Below are 17,927 nucleotides of genomic sequence, written 5' to 3' on the forward strand. Positions count from 1 at the left end.
CCGGTCAGGCCGGGAGCTTCAGCGTGATCGCCGTCTGGAGCGCTCCGGGAGCGGCCCAGGCGGTGCGCTGACCCGCGTACGGCGTGCCGAACGCGGTGGTGCCCAGGAGCTGTTGCTGCTGGGTGCCCTCGGGAGCCGTGACCGGCGCCACCACGCCCGACGGCGCCTGGACGGTGACGGCGGTGCCGACGCGGTACGCGGTGACCTTGCCTTCCGCGACCGCCTTGGCCCAGGCGGCCTGGCGGCCGAGCTCGGTGCCGATGTCGCGCTGGCGCAGGTTGACGAGGGGCACGCTGTCCGCGAAGAGGGCGCGGTAGTCGCCGAGCACCCGGTCGAGGACCGGGTAGAGCAGGCGCTCCTCGGCGAGGTTGGACTGGTGGACGTAGTGCGGGCGCGGGTCGTTGCCGAGCACGTGCCGCAGCGCGGTGGCGGCCTCTTGGGGAACGATGTACGAGGTGTACCCGGTGGCGGTGTCCAGCGGCCCGGGCAGGCAGGTGGAGGTCGGGTTGTCCTCGCAGACCCCGCTGCCGCCGTCGGCCCTGGAGGTGTAGATCCAGTTGTACTCGTCGGCCATCTCGGCCGCCGTGCCCACGTTGTAGTACACGTTCATCGGGTAGCGCGGCACCGTGAGGGCCGAGCCGACCGGGCGCTGCTGCGGCTCGCGGGAGTTGTCGCTGCCCGCCCACTTGACCCCGGCGTCGGCGAGTGCCCCGGCCAGGTTGGGGTTGTCCTGGGGCTGCTGCGGCAGGGTCTTCAGGCCGGAGTGCTCCCCGGCGACCAGTTCGGCGCGGTCGACCGACAGGCCGTTGCGCACGCCCCACTGGTAGTTGTCGCTGATCTGGCCGGCGATGTCGGCGCGGCTCACCCACCGGGTGCTGCCGTCCGCGTTCTTCGCGCAGGTCCAGGGCACCGTGGTGGTGTCCTGGACGCAGCCGAGGAAGGCGTGCGTGTAGGTGTGGTTCTCCCAGCGGAACGCGGCCTTGTCGGCGAGGAGCTGGGCGGCGAGCGGGTCGGTGCCGCCGTGCTCGGCCTTCCACTCCTCGCCGGAGCCCGCATTGTACAGCAGGTCGAGGGTGAATCCGGTGGCCCGCTCCCACTGGACGGCGTACTGCGCGTCGGCCGCCGTCATCCGGATGTCGCTCGTCGTGCCGCCCCCGCCGGCGCAGTCGAAGTCGCCCGGGGTGCAGTCGCGCGCGGTGTCCCAGCGGGCGTCCGGCGCGAGGACGTCGTCGACGTGGACGGCGAAGTAGTTGCGGTTCTGTCCGAGGTGGACGCCCTGGGTCAGCCACTCCACCATGCCGCGCGCGAGTACCTTGAACTGCTCCTGGTACTGGTTGTAGGCGAAGGTGACGACGAGTTCGCTGCGCCCGTCGTGGGTGTAGGTCCCGAGCAGGGAGCCGCCGGTGGGCGCGGTGAGGTAGCTGGTGTAGCCCTCCCGGGGGTGGGCCGCGTAGCCGTAACTCTCGGCGACGGAGGCGGAGTTGTCCTCGAAGGGGACCGTTGCGTCGAGGTAGGCGAAGGGGCCCTTCAGGCCGTCCGGTGTGAGCTGGGTCCTGGCGCCGTCGAGCACCCCGGCCCAGCCGCCGTTCTGGTCCGTGTAGTCGAGGCCGACCTCGGGGTGGGCCCAGGTGGAGGCGTCGATCTGGCGGATGCCGAAGGCCTTCTCGTATGCCGCGAGCGCGCTCTGCTCGGGGGAGTCGGCCGAGCCGAAGGGGAGCTCGTTGGGCGCGATGACGCCCTGGAACTTGGCCCGGGGGCGCCCGTTCACCGTGTCGCCGAGGAACGCCGCGTCGACCGCCGGCCGTCCCGCGTCGCCCAGGCGCACCGTCTGGTAGGGCAGCCCGATGCTCCGGAGCTGGGCCGTCAGCGCGTCCACCGCGCTGCCGCCGTCGTCCAGGACGAGCACCTTGAGGTCGATGCGCGGGGTCACCGTCGCGGCGTCGGCACCGGCCGCGGGTATGCCCGCCGCCAGGAGGCCGGCGGTGAGCAGTGCCACCGCGGTTCTGCCCGTTCTCATCCGGTTCGCCTTCTTCAACGTTCCCCCCTCATGGGGGCCCTTCCCTATGCGCGCGCACACGGCAGGACCTGTGGAAATGGTGCAAAGGAGCCCTGTGCGCCCTTGCCCGGACGGGCCGAGTGTGACCGAGCGATCACAGTCTGGCGGGCAAACATGGAACAGACACCACGGATGAGTGAATTGCCGCCGCCGTGAGCGAAGCGGATCCGCGCGCGTACGCTCGTATCCGCGCCCAACTCGGCCGAATTACGATGCGCCGGGGCACAGCCGACCCATCCCTCGGCTCGGAAACTCAACGGAAGAGAGACTTCACCACCGTGACTGCTCTGACTCTCAGCACTGCCGGTGCCGCGACGCTGCGCGCCGACGCCGTGGTCGTCGGCATCACCAAGGGCACCGGGCCCAAGGGGGGTCTGGTCGTCGCGCCGGGCGCCGAGGCCGTGGACAAGGCGTTCGGCGGCAAGCTCGCCGGCGTCCTGGAGACCCTGGGCGCCTCCGGTGCCGAAGGCGAGGCGACGAAGCTGCCGTCGCCGTCCGGTCTGAAGGCGCCCGTCGTGCTGGCCGTCGGACTCGGCACGGCCCCCGGCGAGGACGAGACGTTCGCCGCCGAGGCGCTGCGCGCGGCCGCCGGTGTCGCGGCCCGCGCCCTGGCCGGCACCAAGAAGGCCGCGTTCGCGCTGCCCGTGGAGGCGGCCGAGGACGTGGCGGCCATCGCGGAGGGCGCGCTGCTCGGTTCGTACGCCTTCACCGCGTACCAGGACGGCGGCAAGAACGGCAAGGCGCCGCTGGCCGAAATCGCCCTGACCGGCGCCAAGCCGCGTGACAAGGCTCACAAGGCGGCCGTGGAGCGCGCGATCGCGCTGGCCGAGGAGATCAACCGCGCCCGTGACCTGGTGAACACCCCGCCGAACGACCTCTACCCCGAGTCCTTCGCCGCCGTCGCCACCGCGGCCGGCAAGGAGCACGGCGTCAAGGTCCAGGTGCTCGACGAGAAGGCGCTCACCAAGGGCGGCTACGGCGGCATCCTCGGCGTCGGCGCCGGCTCCGCCAACGCCCCGCGCCTGGTGCGCATCGGCTACACCCACCCCAAGGCGCAGAAGTCCCTGGCCTTCGTCGGCAAGGGCATCACCTACGACTCGGGCGGCATCTCGCTGAAGCCGGCGGGCCACAACGAGACGATGAAGTGCGACATGGCCGGCGCCGCCGCCGTCTTCGCCGCCGTCGTCACCGCCGCCCGGCTGGGCCTGAAGGTGAACGTCACCGGCTGGCTGGCGCTCGCCGAGAACATGCCGTCGGGCACCGCCACCCGTCCGGGCGACGTCCTGCGCATGTACAGCGGCAAGACCGTCGAGGTCCTCAACACCGACGCCGAGGGCCGGCTCGTGCTCGCCGACGCCCTGGCCAAGGCCTCCGAGGAGAACCCGGACGCGATCGTCGACGTGGCGACCCTGACGGGCGCGATGATGATGGCGCTCGGCAGCCGCACCTTCGGCGTGATGGCCAACGACGACGCCTTCCGCACCGCCGTCCACGAGACGGCCGAGGAGGCCGGCGAGCAGTCCTGGCCGATGCCGCTCCCCGCCGAGCTGCGCAAGGGCATGGACTCCCCCACCGCCGACATCGCCAACATGGGCGAGCGGATGGGCGGCGGCCTGGTGGCCGGTCTGTTCCTGAAGGAGTTCGTGGGCGAGGGCATCACCTGGGCCCACCTGGACATCGCGGGCCCGGCCTACAACGAGGGCGCCCCCTTCGGCTACACCCCCAAGGGCGGCACCGGCTCCGCGGTCCGCACCCTGGTCCGGCTGGCCGAGCGCACCGCCGACGGCGAGCTGGGCTGACCCGTGTGACACCGATGGCCTCGGGCATATGCCCGAGGCCATTCGTGTTCACCCCTCGCACACGGCCCGGTTCCGCTGTGGACGAAATCCGGGGATACGTACCCGGTGATCGCCCGCCAGAAGGACGATCGGCCGTCTCAGACCCCGGCCCCGCGTCCCGCCTTCCGTCAACAAGTGCGAAGATGGGTTCTCGGCAGGACAGGGCCCCCACCACAGGGCCGAAGAAAAGCGGCCGAACACCAGCCGCCGCCGGTCATCGACGACCGCGCCCGGCGCACATGCATGGAGGACGTGACGTGGCGAACGACGCCAGCACCGTTTTCGACCTAGTGATCCTCGGCGGTGGCAGTGGCGGCTACGCCGCGGCCCTGCGCGGAGCGCAGCTGGGCCTGGACGTCGCACTGATCGAGAAGAACAAGCTCGGCGGCACCTGCCTGCACAACGGCTGCATCCCCACCAAGGCCCTGCTGCACGCCGGTGAGATCGCCGACCAGGCCCGCGAGGCCGAGCAGTTCGGTGTCAAGGCCACCTTCGAGGGCATCGACATCGCGGCCGTCCACAAGTACAAGGACGACGTGATCTCGGGCCTGTACAAGGGCCTCCAGGGCCTGGTCGCCTCCCGCAAGGTGACGTACATCGAGGGTGAGGGCCGGCTGTCGTCGCCCACCTCGGTCGACGTCGGCGGGCAGCGCGTCCAGGGCCGCCACGTCCTCCTGGCGACCGGCTCCGTGCCGAAGTCGCTGCCGGGCCTGGAGATCGACGGCAACCGGATCATCTCCTCGGACCACGCGCTCACCCTGGACCGGGTCCCGCAGTCCGCGATCATCCTGGGCGGCGGCGTCATCGGCGTCGAGTTCGCCTCGGCGTGGAAGTCCTTCGGCACCGACGTCACGGTCGTCGAGGGCCTCAAGCACCTCGTGCCGGCCGAGGACGAGAACTCCTCCAAGCTTCTCGAGCGCGCCTTCCGCAAGCGCGGCATCAAGTTCAACCTGGGCACCTTCTTCCAGAAGGCCGAGTACACCCAGAACGGTGTCAAGGTCACGCTGGCCGACGGCAAGGAGTTCGAGGCCGAGGTCCTCCTCGTCGCCATCGGCCGCGGCCCGGTCTCCCAGGGCCTCGGTTACGAGGAGCAGGGCGTCGCGATGGACCGCGGCTACGTCCTGGTCGACGAGTACATGCGCACCAACGTGCCGACCATCTCGGCCGTCGGCGACCTCGTCCCCACCCTCCAGCTCGCGCACGTCGGCTTCGCCGAGGGCATCCTGGTGGCGGAGCGTCTGGCCGGTCTCAAGACCGTCCCGATCGACTACGACGGTGTGCCGCGCGTGACGTACTGCCACCCCGAGGTCGCCTCCGTCGGCATCTCCGAGGCCAAGGCCAAGGAGATCTACGGTGCGGACAAGGTCGTCGCTCTGAAGTACAACCTCGCGGGCAACGGCAAGAGCAAGATCCTCAAGACCGCGGGCGAGATCAAGCTCGTCCAGGTCAAGGACGGTGCCGTGGTCGGCGTCCACATGGTCGGTGACCGTATGGGCGAGCAGGTCGGCGAGGCCCAGCTGATCTACAACTGGGAGGCTCTGCCGGCCGAGGTCGCGCAGCTCATCCACGCGCACCCGACGCAGAACGAGGCTCTCGGCGAGGCCCACCTGGCGCTGGCCGGCAAGCCGCTGCACTCCCACGACTGACTGCCCTCGGGCGCGACGACCACTTCCGCACATCTGTAAGGAGAAACTGAAACCATGTCGGTTTCCGTAACCCTTCCGGCGCTCGGCGAGAGCGTCACCGAGGGCACCGTCACCCGCTGGCTGAAGGCCGAGGGCGAGCGCGTCGAGGCCGACGAGCCGTTGCTCGAGGTCTCGACCGACAAGGTCGACACCGAGATCCCGGCCCCCGCCTCCGGCATCCTGGCCTCCATCAAGGTGGCCGAGGACGAGACCGTCGAGGTCGGCGCCGAGCTGGCGATCATCGACGACGGCTCCGGCGCCCCGGCCGCCGAGGCCGCCCCGGCGCAGCAGGCTCCGGCGCAGGAGGCCCCCGCTCAGGAGGCTCCCGCCCCGCAGGCCGCGCCGTCCACCGAGACGCAGACCCCCGCCCCGGCCCCGACCGCCGAGGCCGCCTCCGGCGGTGGCTCCGCCGAGGGCACCGACGTCGTCCTTCCCGCGCTCGGCGAGAGCGTGACCGAGGGCACCGTCACCCGCTGGCTGAAGCAGGTCGGCGAGGAGGTGGCCGAGGACGAGCCGCTCCTGGAGGTCTCCACCGACAAGGTCGACACCGAGATCCCCGCCCCGGTCGCCGGTGTGCTGCTGGAGATCGTGGTCGGCGAGGACGAGACCGCCGAGGTCGGCGCCAAGCTGGCCGTCATCGGCGCCGCGGGCTCCGCGCCCGCCGCCGCTCCGGCCCAGGCCGCCCCGGCCCAGGCCGCCTCGGCTCCGGCCGCGGCTCCCGCTCCGGCGCAGCCCGCCCCGGCGCAGCAGGCCCCGGCGCAGCAGGCCCCGGCTCCCGCGCAGCCCGCCCCGGCCGCGCAGGCCCCGGTGCCGGACCCGGCCCCGCAGACGCCCGCCGCCGCCCCGCAGGCCCCGGCCCCGCAGCCCGCCGCGGCGCCCGCCGCCCCGGCGCAGCAGGCCCCGGCCGCCGCTCCGGCTCCGTCCGGCGCCGGTGACGACGGCGCGTACGTCACGCCGCTGGTGCGCAAGCTCGCCTCCGAGTCCGGTGTGGACCTGGGCGCGGTCAAGGGCACCGGTGTCGGTGGCCGTATCCGCAAGCAAGATGTCATCGCCGCGGCCGAGGCCGCCAAGGCCGCCGCCCCGGCGCCGGCCGCCGCCGCCGCGCCCGCCGCGAAGGCCGCCCCCTCCCTGGAGGCGTCCCCGCTGCGCGGCCAGACGGTCAAGATGACCCGGATGCGCAAGGTCATCGGCGACAACATGATGAAGGCGCTGCACTCGCAGGCCCAGCTGACCACGGTCGTCGAGGTCGACATCACCAAGCTGATGAAGCTGCGCGCGGCCGCGAAGGACTCCTTCGCCGCCCGTGAGGGCGTCAAGCTGTCCCCGATGCCGTTCTTCGTCAAGGCCGCGGCCCAGGCGCTGAAGGCCCACCCGGTCGTCAACGCCCGGATCAACGAGGACGAGGGCACCATCACGTACTTCGACTCGGAGAACATCGGCATCGCCGTGGACTCCGAGAAGGGTCTGATGACCCCGGTCATCAAGGGTGCGGGCAACCTCAACCTGGCCGGTATCTCCAAGGCGACCGCCGAGCTGGCCGGCAAGGTCCGCGCCAACAAGATCACCCCGGACGAGCTGTCCGGCGCGACCTTCACGATCAGCAACACCGGCTCGCGCGGTGCGCTGTTCGACACGGTCATCGTGCCGCCGAACCAGGTCGCGATCCTGGGCATCGGTGCCACGGTCAAGCGCCCGGCGGTCATCGAGACCGCCGAGGGCACGGTCATCGGCGTCCGCGACATGACCTACCTGTCGCTCTCCTACGACCACCGTCTGGTCGACGGCGCCGACGCGGCCCGCTACCTGACGGCCGTCAAGGCGATCCTGGAGGCCGGCGAGTTCGAGGTCGAGCTCGGCCTGTAGGACCCTCGGCCGTACGGCCCGTCCGTACGGACTGTGACGAAGGCGCCCCCGCCCGGAGTGATTCCAGGTGGGGGCGCCGCCGTATTGTCTAGAGGTCACCGCTCGCGCGTGAAGGAGCTCGTCATGACCCCGCCCGTCGTCCACTCGCTGCGCGAGCAGATCCGCGAGCACATCGTGGAGGGGATCGTCAGCGGCCGCTGGAAGCCGGGTGAGCGGATCGTGGAGCGCCGGATCGCGGTCGAGCTCCAGGTCAGCCAGACGCCGGTCCGGGAGGCCCTGCGGGAGCTGGAGTCCCTGCGGCTGATCGAGTCGGCGCCGAACAAGGGCGTACGCGTACGGAACCTGACGGCGGCCGACCTGGAGGAGAGCTACCCGGTCCGGGCCGGTCTGGAGCAGATCGCGGCGGAACTGGCGGCGGACCGCCTCGCCGCCGACTGCTCGGCCCTGGAGCCCCATGTGGCGGCGCTGTACGAGGCGGACGCGGCGGCGGACGGGACGGCGCAGGTGCGGCATACGGTGGGGTTCCACCGGGAGCTGGTGCGGGCGGCGCACAACGGGGTGCTCCTCCACACGTGGGAGGGGCTCGGCATCGAGGTCTTCACGGCCCTGTCCATCCGCTGGCTCGGCACTGTGCAGAAGTCGTACGCGGAGGAGCATCAGGAGTTGGTGGAGGCGTTCCGGCGCCACGATCCCCGGATCGGCACCCTGGTCAAGTCCCACGTCCTGGGCTGCGCCCCCCGAGCCTGACCCCTCCCGCGAGGCCCCCCGGCCGCCCCTGAACAGCTCGCGCAGTTCCCCGCGCCCCTCAAGGGCCGCCAGTCGCCTGCGGACCGTCCGTGGCTGGTCGCGCAGTTCCCCGCGCCCCTAGGGGGTCCCGGTCGCCGGGGCGCCAGGCTCGCCGCACACCCCTCCGGGGAGCCCCGGAAACACCGCTCAGCCACAGCCCCCTCAAGGGGCGCGGGGAACTGCGCGACCAGCCCAGCACGGCCCGCAGACAAACCCAGACCCCAGACCCCACAGGGGCGCGGGGAACTGCGCGACCAGCCCAGCACGGCCCGCAGACGAACCCCGGGCCGAACAGGGGCGCGGGGAACTGCGCGAGCAGCCCAGCACCCACCCGCAGACGAACCCAGGAACCGCGCGAGCAACCCACCACCCACCCGCAGACAAACCCCAGGGGCCCCCGGGGCGCAGCCCCGGTTCGGTGGTGGGAGAGGGGGGCGTGCCCCGCTCACAATCCGGCGCCCCCGCTCATCCGAACCCCACCCCACCTGCGAAAACAAGGCACCCCGTGCCCCCATCCACGGCACCCTGTGCCGACTTTCCCCGTATCGAGAAGTTTTTCGCTCAACACTTTGATCGATCATCGATCGTCGGCTTACAGTCAACGGCGGACTTACCCGGTCCACCGGCCCTGTCCTGCCAGACACGGCACTTTTTCTCCACCCCCCTCCTGTCCGGAAGGCGGCGATCATGATCGACCCCACGCGCAAGTCTCCGAGCGAGCTCGACCAGCTCCCGGACCGTGACACCGAGGAGACCGCCGAGTGGGCGGCCTCCCTCGACGCCGTCGCCAAGGCCGCCGGCCCCCACCGGGCCGCGTATCTGATGCGCCGCACGCTCCAGCACGCCGAGGGCGCGGGCCTGGCCCTGCCCAAGCTGCTGGAGACGGACTACGTCAACACCATCCCCACCTCCGCCGAGCCCGCCGTCGACGGCGACGAGGAGATGGAGCGCCGGATCACGGCCTGGAACCGGTGGAACGCCGCCGCGATGGTCACCCGCGGCGCCAAGCACGGCGTCGGCGGCCACATCGCCACCTTCGCCTCCGCCGCCTGGCTCTACGAGACCGGCTTCAACCACTTCTTCCGGGGCAAGGAGGCCGACGGGTCCGGCGACCAGCTCTACATCCAGGGCCACGCCTCCCCCGGCATCTACGCCCGCGCCTTCCTCGACGGCCGGCTGAACGAGAGCCACCTCGACAACTTCCGGCAGGAGTCGGCCGGCAACGGCCTGCCCTCCTACCCGCACCCCCGCCGCCTCCCCTGGCTGTGGGAGTTCCCGACCGTGTCGATGGGTCTCGGGCCGCTCTCCGCCATCTACCAGGCGCGGTTCAACCGGTACCTCACCAACCGGAACATCAAGGACGTCTCCGGCTCCCACGTGTGGGCCTTCCTCGGTGACGGCGAGATGGACGAGCCCGAGTCGACCGCCGCACTCGCGCTCGCCGCGCGGGAGGGCCTCGACAACCTCACCTTCGTCATCAACTGCAACCTCCAGCGCCTCGACGGCCCGGTCCGCGCCAACTTCAAGATCGTGCAGGAGCTGGAGGCCCAGTTCCGCGGCGCCGGCTGGAACGTCGTGAAGTCGCTGTGGGGCGGCGCCTGGGACGAGCTGTTCACGCTCGACACCACCGGCGCCCTCGTCCGCCGGCTCCGCGAGGTCCCGGACGCGCAGGTGCAGACGTACCAGACGCGGGACGCGGCCTACATCCGCGAGGACTTCTTCGGCAAGGACCCGGCGCTCGTCGAGATGGCGAAGCTGATCGGCGACGACAAGATCCTGGAGTGCTTCCACCTCTCCCGCGGCGGTCACGAGCCCCGCAAGGTGTACGCCGCGTACAAGGCCGCGCTGGAGTTCAAGGGCGCGCCGACCGTCATCCTGGCGCAGACCGTCAAGGGCTTCACCCTCGGTGAGGGCTTCGCGTCCAAGAACGCGAACCACCAGATGAAGAAGCTCTCCAACGACGAGTTCAAGAACATGCGGGATCTGCTGGAACTGCCGATCTCCGACGCCCAGTTCGTCGACGGTGTCGTGCCCTACGGGCACCCCGGCGCGGACTCCCCCGAGGTGCGTTACCTCCAGGAGCGGCGCGCCGCCCTCGGCGGCCCGGCCCCGGCCCGCCGCACCCACGCGCTGGCCCCGCTGCCCGCCGCGGCCGACAAGGCGTTCGCCGCCTTCGACAAGGGCTCCGGCAACCAGTCCATGGCCACCACCATGGCGTTCGTCCGGCTGGTCAAGGACCTCATCCGCGACAAGGAGACCGGCAGGCGCTGGGTCCCGATCGTCCCGGACGAGGCCCGCACCTTCGGTATGGAGAGCCTCTTCCCCTCCCTCGGGATCTACTCCCCCAAGGGCCAGACGTACGAGCCGGTCGACCGCGACCAGCTGATGTACTACCGCGAGGCGAAGGACGGCCAGATCCTCAACGAGGGGATCACCGAGGCCGGTTCGATGGCCGACTTCATCGCCGCCTCCACCGCGTACGCCACGCACGGCGAGCCGATGATCCCGTTCTACATCTTCTACTCGATGTTCGGCTGGCAGCGCACCGCCGACCAGATGTGGCAGCTCGGCGACCAGCTGGGCCGCGGCTTCCTGGTGGGCGCCACCGCCGGCCGCACCACGCTGACCGGTGAGGGCCTCCAGCACGCCGACGGCCACTCGCCGGTGATCGCCGCGACCAACCCGGCGGCGCTGACCTACGACCCGGCGTTCGCGTACGAGATCGGCACCATCGTCAAGGACGGTCTGCGCCGGATGTACGGCGAGGCGGCCCCGGGCGAGGACCGAGACGTCTTCTACTACCTCACCGTCTACAACGAGCCCCTGCCGCAGCCCGCCAAGCCGGCCGGGATCGACGAGGGCATCGTCAAGGGCCTCTACCGGTTCAACACGGCCGAGTCGGCGGGTCTGGACGTGGCGGCCGTCAACGCGCCGCGCATCCAGCTGCTCGGCTCCGGCACCGCGATCCACTGGACCCTGAAGGCCCAGAAGCTGCTCGCCGAGGAGTGGGGCGTGGCCGCCGACGTGTGGTCCGCGACCTCCTGGACGGAGCTGCGCCGCGACGCCCTGGAGGCGGACGCCGCGCTGCTGCGCGGCGAGGAGCGGATTCCGTACGTACGCCAGGCGCTGGCCGGCGCCGAGGGCCCGGTCCTCGCGGTCAGCGACTACATGCGCCAGGTCCCGGACCAGATCGCGCAGTGGGTCGAGCAGGACTGGTCCTCGCTCGGCGCCGACGGGTTCGGCCTCTCCGACACCCGGGACGCGGCTCGCCGCCACTTCGGTGTGGACGCCGAGTCGATCGTGGTCGCGGCCCTGGCCCAGCTGGCCCGGCGCGGCGAGGTCAAGGCCTCGGCCGTCAAGGAGGCCCGCGAGCGGTACGGCCTGTAGGCCGGACGAAGCGGTGTACGCCCCCGGGGGCGCGGTTCCGTGCCGCGCCCCCGGGGGCGTTCCCGTCCGCCCGCGCGGGCGTACGTGGGGGCGCGGGCATCATTGCCTCATGCGCGCCGCCCGGCTGATCAAGATGGTCCTGCTCCTCCAGTCGCGGCCCTCCATGTCCGCCGCCGAGCTGGCGCGCGAGCTGGAGGTCTCCGAGCGGACCGTCACCCGGGACGCGCAGGCGCTGGGCGAGGCGGGCGTTCCGGTCTACGCGGACCGGGGCCGGAACGGGGGCTACCGGCTGGTCGGCGGCTACCGCACCCGCCTCACCGGGCTCGGCAGGGACGAGGCCGCCGCGCTGTTCCTGTCCGGGGTGCCGGGCGCCCTGCGCGACATGGGCCTGGAGGACGCGGCCTCGGCCGCCCGCCTGAAGGTGTCGGCGGCCCTGCTCCCCTCGCTGCGGGACGCGCCCGCGAGCGCCGGGCGGCGCTTCCACCTGGACGCGCCCGCCTGGTGGCGGGAGCCGGGGACGCCCGCGCACCTGCCCGCCGTCGCCCGTGCCGTCTGGGCGGACCGGGCGCTGCGGGTGGTCTACCGGCGCCGTGACGGGGAGGCCGTGGAGCGCCGTCTCGAACCGTACGGGCTCGTCCTGAAGGCCGGGGTCTGGTACGTGTGCGCCCGCGCCGACGGGGAGCGCCCGGGCTTCCGGGTGTACCGGCTGGACCGGTTCGACGAGGTGAGCCAGGACGAGGAGGCGTTCGTCCGGGACGAGTCCTTCGACCTGGCCGGGTTCTGGGCCGAACGGGCGGCCGGCTTCGCCCGGGCGATGCTCCGGGAGACCGTGCTCGTGCGGGTGTCCGAGGCGGGCGCCGCCCGGCTGCCGTCGGTCCTGGGCGACCGGGAGTCGGTCCTGGCGGCCCTGGAGGCGGCCGGCGGGGCGGACGCGCGGGGCCGCAGGACCGTGGCGCTGCCGGTGGAGTCGTACGACGTGGCGTTCGCCCAGCTGATGCCGCTCGGGCCGGAGGTGGAGGTGCTCGAACCCGCGGCGCTGCGGGAGCGGTTCGCCGCCGCCGCCCGCGCGATGGCCGGACTCTACGGTTCCGCGCCCCAGGAGCGGGACGAGCGGGACGGGTGAGGTGGGGCGCATGGGGCCGGTGGTTCGATCCGGCCGCCCGAAGGGCTGATTTGTACGGCTCCGCGTGCGCGCCCACCCGCCAGCCACGATGCTGGACCCGTGATGGACGAGACGGAATTCTGGGAGCTCATCGACAGCACCCGCGCGGACGCCGAGGGCGACCCCGAGGACCACGCTGAGCTGTTGGTGGAGCGCCTGCTGCAGCTCGACCCGGAATCCGTCCTGGACTTCGCCCGGCACTTCGAGGCCCGCTACAACCGCGCCTACGTCTGGGACCTGTGGGGCGCGGCGGCCGTCCTGCTGGGCGGCGCGAGCGACGACGCCTTCGACTACTTCCGCTGCTGGCTCATCGGGCAGGGCCGCGAGGTGTTCGAGGGCGCCCTGCACGACCCGGACCGGCTCGCCGAGCTCCTGGAGGACTTCGACGAGGAGATCGACGGGGACGGCGAGGACCTCGGTTACGCGGCGGACGAGGCGTACGAGCAGCTCACCGGGGTCACCGCGCCCGCACTGGGCATCTCGCCGCAGCCCGCCGAGCCGCTGGGCACCGCGCTCGACCTCGAGGACGAGGACGCCCTGGCGGAACGGTTCCCCCGGCTGTGGGAGCGCTTCGGCGGCTCGCTCTAGGGCGTGCCGGGCGTCGCGGGGCGGGCGGGACTCGCGCCACACGCCCTAGCGGGGCCGGTCCGCGGCCAGTGCCAGCAGCGCCACGTCGTCCTTGGCGCGGCCCGCGTACCGCACGAGGTCGTCGCGTACCGCCTCGGTGAGCGTCACCAGACCGTCGCGCGTCGCCGGACCGTCGCCCGGCGCACGCCCGTCGCGCGGGGCCAGCACCGCCAGCCGCTCCGCGAGCGGGTAGAAGTCCCCGGCCCCGTCGCGCGCCTCGGTCACCCCGTCCGTGTACGCGAGGATCCTGTCGCCCTCCGCCAGCTCCACCCGCAGTTCGCGGGGCGGCGCGAGACCCGCCAGGCCCAGGCCCAGCGGGGGCGCGGGCTCGGCGGCCAGCTCAGCGGCGCCGCGCCCGCGCAGCAGGAACGGCCGCGGGTGCCCGCAGCTCACCACCCGTACGACCGGCTCGCCCGGCGGGAACTCCAGCAGCAGCGCGGTCGCGAACAGCTCGCCGTGGCCGTCCGCCCCCGCGTCGGTCACCAGGCGGCGGTCGAGGCGGGCGGCCACGCCCGGCAGGGTGGGCTCGTCGAGGACCGCTTCGCGGAAGGCGCCGAGCAGCGAGGCCACCGTGCCGACCGCCGCCAGACCGTGGCCCTGGACGTCGGCGATCACCGCCCGGACGCCGTGCGGGCCCTCGCGTACGTCGTAGAAGTCGCCGCCGACCAGGGTGCCGCGCTGGGCGGCCTGGTAGAGCCCGGCGCAGCGCACCGGCCCCACCGCGGCCGGCAGCGGCGGAAGCACCGCGAGCTGGGCCGCCTCGGCCACCGTGCGGACGGTCACCAGCTGGTGGTCGCGGCGCTGGCGCACCCGGGCCACCACGATGCTGAAGACCACGACGACCGCGAGGGTGAGGATGTCGCCGGGGTGCGGGTACCAGTCGCGGGTGTGCGGCAGCAGGACGCCGACGAAGGTGACGGTGGCCAGCACGACCGTGCCGAGCGGGCCGTAGGCGAAGGCGGCGAGCGGGGGCACGGCGGCCAGGAAGTAGCCGAGCTCGACGCCGTTGGGGGTGGCGAGCTGGGCGGCCGTGATCGCGGCGAGGACCACCACCGGCAGCGCCCGCTGCCACAGGGGCCGGGGGGCGACCGGCAGCAGCCCGGACGCACCCTCGTCCACCATGGGAAAGCTCCTCGGCCGCCGGGTTCGTGCTGCTATCTCCTGTTCTACGTCACTCGGTGAGCGCGCGCCCCATCAGCACGTCGTCCACGTACTCCCCCTCCAGCAGGAACTCCCCCGGCAGGACCCCCTCGACGGTGAAGCCCTCCGAGGCGTAGAGCGCGCGGGCGGGGGTGTTGTGGCCCAGGACGCGCAGGGTCAGCCGGCGCGCGCCCTGGCGCCGGGACTCCTCGGCGGCGGCGCGCAGCAGTGCCCGGGCCAGGCCCCGGCCCCGGGCGCTTTCACGGACGGCCAGGCCCTGGATCTGGCGGACGTGGCCGTTGCACTCCAGGGCGGTGGGCCGGACCAGGCGCAGATATCCGGCCACCCGGCCGTCGAGCTCTCCGACCAGGTAGTACGCGGGCGGGTTCGCGGGGTCGAAGAAGGGCGCGAGCGGCGGCCGGGGCCGGGGCTGGACCGAGTGCAGCGGCGACCAGACGTCGTGATCGAGTTCGGCGAGGGCGATCGCGTCACCGAGGCGGGCGGGACGTATGTGAGGCGCGGACATGGGGCAACTGTGCCATCGGGGACGGATGAGGAAGCATGGTTTCCGCCCCGGACCGGGGCACCCTCCACCATCGGGAGAAGGCGGCATGCGGATCGCGATCACGGGCTCGACCGGGCTCATCGGCACGGCCCTGGGACGGTCGCTGCGGGCGGACGGGCACGAGCTGGTCCCTCTCGTGCGGCGTCCGGCGCGGACCGCCGACGAGGTCGAGTGGGACCCGCGGCGCCAGTACGTGGACGCGGCGGGGCTCGCCGGCTGCGAGGCGGTGGTCCATCTCGCCGGGGCCGGGGTCGGGGACCACCGGTGGACGGACGCGTACAAGAAGGAGATCCGCGACAGCCGGGTGCTCGGCACGGCCGCCCTCGCCGAGGCCCTGGCCTCGCTCGACCGGCCGCCGAAGGTGCTGCTGTGCGGCACGGCGATCGGCTACTACGGCGACACGGGCACGCGCGCGGTGGACGAGGAGGCGCCGCCCGGCGACGGTTTCCTGGCGCGGGTGTGCGTGGAGTGGGAGGAGGCGGCGGCCCCGGCGCGGGAGGCGGGCATCCGTACGGTGTTCGCGCGTACCGGGCTGGTGGTGGCCCGCGAGGGCGGCGCCTGGGGCAAGCTCTTCCCGATCTTCCGGGCGGGGCTCGGCGGGCGCCTCGGCGACGGCCGCCAGTACTGGTCGTTCATCTCCCTGCACGACGAGATCGCAGCCCTGCGGCATCTTCTGGACACCCCCGAGGTGTCGGGCCCGGTGAACCTGACGGCCCCGGAGCCGGTCACCAACCGCGAGGTGACGGCGGCGATGGCCCGGGTGCTGCGCCGGCCGGCGCTCTTCCCGGTCCCGGCCCCGGCGATCCGGCTGGCCCTGGGCGAGTTCGCCGAGGACGTCCTCGGCAGCCAGCGGGTCCTCCCCCACCGCCTCCTGGAATCGGGCTTCAGATTCGCGTTCCCGGAGATCGAGGGGGCGATCGGGGCGGCGGGGTAGGGATCCGGGAGGCGGGGTAGGGGCCCGGGGAGCCGGGGTAGGCGTCCGGGAGGCGTGGGGGAACACCGGCGTTCCCCTCGCGGAGAGGCCCTCGTACGCGCCTCGCGCCGCCCGGCCGGAAGGGCACCGGCGCACGCGTCGCGGCGCCGTGCATCCGTGCCCGGTCGTGTGCGCGACCCACGGAATCGACCGCGCTTTCTAGTCTCTCTCTCCGAACTCCTGCATTTCGTGAACCTGTTGGGGGCATGAGGCCTCCACCAAGCCGCGCCGACCTCAGGGAGGGGCACGTGCTCAGCACCGCACACCATGCGGACGTCGTCATCGTGGGGGCCGGGCTCGCCGGCCTGTCAGCGGCTCACCAGCTGACCGGCGCGGGGGTCTCGGTCATGGTCCTTGAGGCCGCCGGGGAGGTGGGCGGGCGCATGTCCACCGAGCACCTCGACGGCTTCCGCCTCGACCGGATCGGCCAGTTGCTCTCCACCTCGTATCCGGAGCTGACGCGCACGCCCGGCCTGGACGGCCTGGCCGTGAGCGCGTTCGCGTCCGGGGTGCTCGTCCACAGCGCGGGCCGCCACTACCGGGCGGGCGTACCGAGGAGCGCGCGGGGCGCACTCGCCACGGCACGCGCCCTCGCGAGCGCCCCCAGGGGAGGCACCCGCGGTGTGCCCAGGAGCACCGCGCGGGGCGCCGCCACCCCGCTGGGCGGCCCCCTGGACCAGGCCCGCCTCGGCGCCTCGCTCGCGCGCCTCGCCGCGACGCCGGTGGAGCGGCTGCTCGCCCGGCCCGAACTCCCCATCGGAACGGCCCTCCAGACCCGGGGCCTGCCCGCCAGGACCCTCGACGGATTCGTCCGCCCGCTGCTCTCGGCGCTGCTCTGCGACCCGGACCTCACCACCTCCAGCCGGTGCGCCGACCTCGCCCTGCGCGGCTTCGCGCGCGGCCGGCTCTGTGTGCCGACGGGGGGCGCGTCGGTGCTGCCCGAGCTGCTGGCGGCGGCGCTGCCGCCCGGTACGGTCCGCAGCGGCGTCAAGGTCACCTCGGTCGCCACGACCGCCGTGACCACCGCCGACCACGGCGTGATCGGCTGCCGCTCGCTGCTGCTGGCCACCGACGCGCGCGCCGCCTCCGAGCTGCTGCCCGGGCTGCGGGTGCCGCCGTTCCACCCGGTGACGGTGGTGCACCACACGGCCCCCGCGCCCCCGCTGGCCGAGCCCGCGCTGCTGCTGGACGCGGACGGGGGCGGGCCGGTGGCGCACACGGCGGTCATGAGCGAGGTCGACCCGGCGCGCGCGCCGCGCGGGCGGGCGCTCATCAGCTCCACCGTGCTCGGCCCGCCGCCCCCGGACCTGGAGACCTCGGTCCTCGCCCATCTGGGACGGCTGTACGGCACGTCCACGGCGGACTGGGACCTGCTGGCGGTCCGGCACACCCCCGAGGCGGTCCCGGCGATGCCCGCCCCGCACGACGTGCGCCGCCCTGTGCGGCTGCTGGCGGGCCTGTACGTGTGCGGGGACCACCGGGACACCAGCACGGTCCAGGGCGCCCTGTACTCGGGCCGCAGGGCCGCCCACGCCCTCCTCTCCGACCTGGGCCTGCGCCCGGCAACCCCCAAGCCCAAGGCGATGAGGCCGGCGGCCTGACCCGCCGCCCGCCTGCGGCACGCGGGCGGGGTTTTCATCCGCAGGCCGTGGGGGTGCCTGCGGCACGCGGGTGGCGATTTCGTCCGCAGGCCGGGGGTGGCTGATCGCGCAGTTCCCCGCGCCCCTAACCCCCAGGGGCGCGGGGAACTGCGCGCCGACGCGGGCATCGGCTGCGGGGTCCTGATGGCCCCGGTGATCCCCTTCCTCGGTGACCACCCCGACCAGCTGCGCGCCACGGTCCGCG

At 73.3% G+C, this 17,927-nt stretch carries 12 protein-coding genes; 9 read left to right on the plus strand and 3 right to left on the minus strand.

Annotated elements, in window-relative coordinates; genetic code table 11:
* Window positions 1-4: 4 nt before the first annotated feature.
* Entirely contained in the window at window positions 5-2,017 is a 2,013-nt protein-coding gene (locus tag ABZ404_RS34550; RefSeq protein ID WP_358836710.1) for a hypothetical protein, read from the minus strand.
* 317 nt (window positions 2,018-2,334) lie between these two features.
* On the opposite strand from ABZ404_RS34550, the gene ABZ404_RS34555 reads away from it, so the two are divergent.
* The 7 genes from ABZ404_RS34555 to ABZ404_RS34585 all read left to right on the plus strand — a co-directional run bounded on the left by ABZ404_RS34555 (window position 2,335) and on the right by ABZ404_RS34585 (window position 13,365).
* On the plus strand, window positions 2,335-3,855 hold the full coding sequence (locus ABZ404_RS34555) for a leucyl aminopeptidase (RefSeq protein ID WP_358836711.1): 1,521 nt from the start codon (window positions 2,335-2,337) through the stop codon (window positions 3,853-3,855).
* A gap of 296 nt (window positions 3,856-4,151) precedes the next feature.
* The gene (gene lpdA, locus ABZ404_RS34560) at window positions 4,152-5,540 is read left to right on the plus strand and encodes a dihydrolipoyl dehydrogenase (RefSeq protein ID WP_358836712.1); all 1,389 of its coding nucleotides are present in this window, start codon (window positions 4,152-4,154) and stop codon (window positions 5,538-5,540) included.
* Between the two features lie 54 nt (window positions 5,541-5,594).
* Window positions 5,595-7,442: a 2-oxoglutarate dehydrogenase, E2 component, dihydrolipoamide succinyltransferase gene (sucB, locus tag ABZ404_RS34565; RefSeq protein WP_358991259.1), complete on the plus strand. Its 1,848-nt coding sequence runs from the start codon at window positions 5,595-5,597 to the stop codon at window positions 7,440-7,442.
* A gap of 123 nt (window positions 7,443-7,565) precedes the next feature.
* Complete coding sequence (locus ABZ404_RS34570; protein WP_358836434.1) at window positions 7,566-8,189, plus strand: GntR family transcriptional regulator; 624 nt, start codon at window positions 7,566-7,568, stop codon at window positions 8,187-8,189.
* A gap of 726 nt (window positions 8,190-8,915) precedes the next feature.
* Window positions 8,916-11,615, plus strand: coding sequence for a pyruvate dehydrogenase (acetyl-transferring), homodimeric type (gene aceE / locus ABZ404_RS34575; RefSeq protein WP_358836433.1), 2,700 nt, complete (start codon window positions 8,916-8,918; stop codon window positions 11,613-11,615).
* Between the two features lie 109 nt (window positions 11,616-11,724).
* A complete protein-coding gene (locus ABZ404_RS34580; RefSeq protein ID WP_358836432.1) occupies window positions 11,725-12,738 on the plus strand; it encodes a WYL domain-containing protein in 1,014 nt (337 codons plus the stop codon).
* A gap of 102 nt (window positions 12,739-12,840) precedes the next feature.
* A complete protein-coding gene (locus tag ABZ404_RS34585; RefSeq protein ID WP_358836431.1) occupies window positions 12,841-13,365 on the plus strand; it encodes a DUF4240 domain-containing protein in 525 nt (174 codons plus the stop codon).
* A gap of 45 nt (window positions 13,366-13,410) precedes the next feature.
* On the opposite strand, the gene ABZ404_RS34590 is transcribed toward ABZ404_RS34585, so the two are convergent.
* Window positions 13,411-14,526, minus strand: coding sequence for a PP2C family protein-serine/threonine phosphatase (locus tag ABZ404_RS34590; protein ID WP_358836430.1), 1,116 nt, complete (start codon window positions 14,524-14,526; stop codon window positions 13,411-13,413).
* Window positions 14,527-14,575: 49 nt separating this feature from the next.
* Entirely contained in the window at window positions 14,576-15,070 is a 495-nt protein-coding gene (locus tag ABZ404_RS34595) for a GNAT family N-acetyltransferase (protein ID WP_358836429.1), read from the minus strand.
* An 85-nt stretch (window positions 15,071-15,155) separates the two neighbouring features.
* Between ABZ404_RS34595 and ABZ404_RS34600 the strand changes: the two genes are divergently transcribed.
* Together ABZ404_RS34600 and ABZ404_RS34605 are read left to right on the plus strand one after the other, a co-directional pair.
* Entirely contained in the window at window positions 15,156-16,043 is an 888-nt protein-coding gene (locus ABZ404_RS34600) for a TIGR01777 family oxidoreductase (protein WP_358991262.1), read from the plus strand.
* Window positions 16,044-16,330: 287 nt separating this feature from the next.
* Complete coding sequence (locus ABZ404_RS34605; protein ID WP_358991265.1) at window positions 16,331-17,683, plus strand: NAD(P)/FAD-dependent oxidoreductase; 1,353 nt, start codon at window positions 16,331-16,333, stop codon at window positions 17,681-17,683.
* Window positions 17,684-17,927: the final 244 nt, after the last annotated feature.

It is taken from the genome of Streptomyces sp. NPDC005878, from assembly GCF_040629815.1.
Classification (GTDB): Bacteria; Actinomycetota; Actinomycetes; order Streptomycetales; family Streptomycetaceae; genus Streptomyces.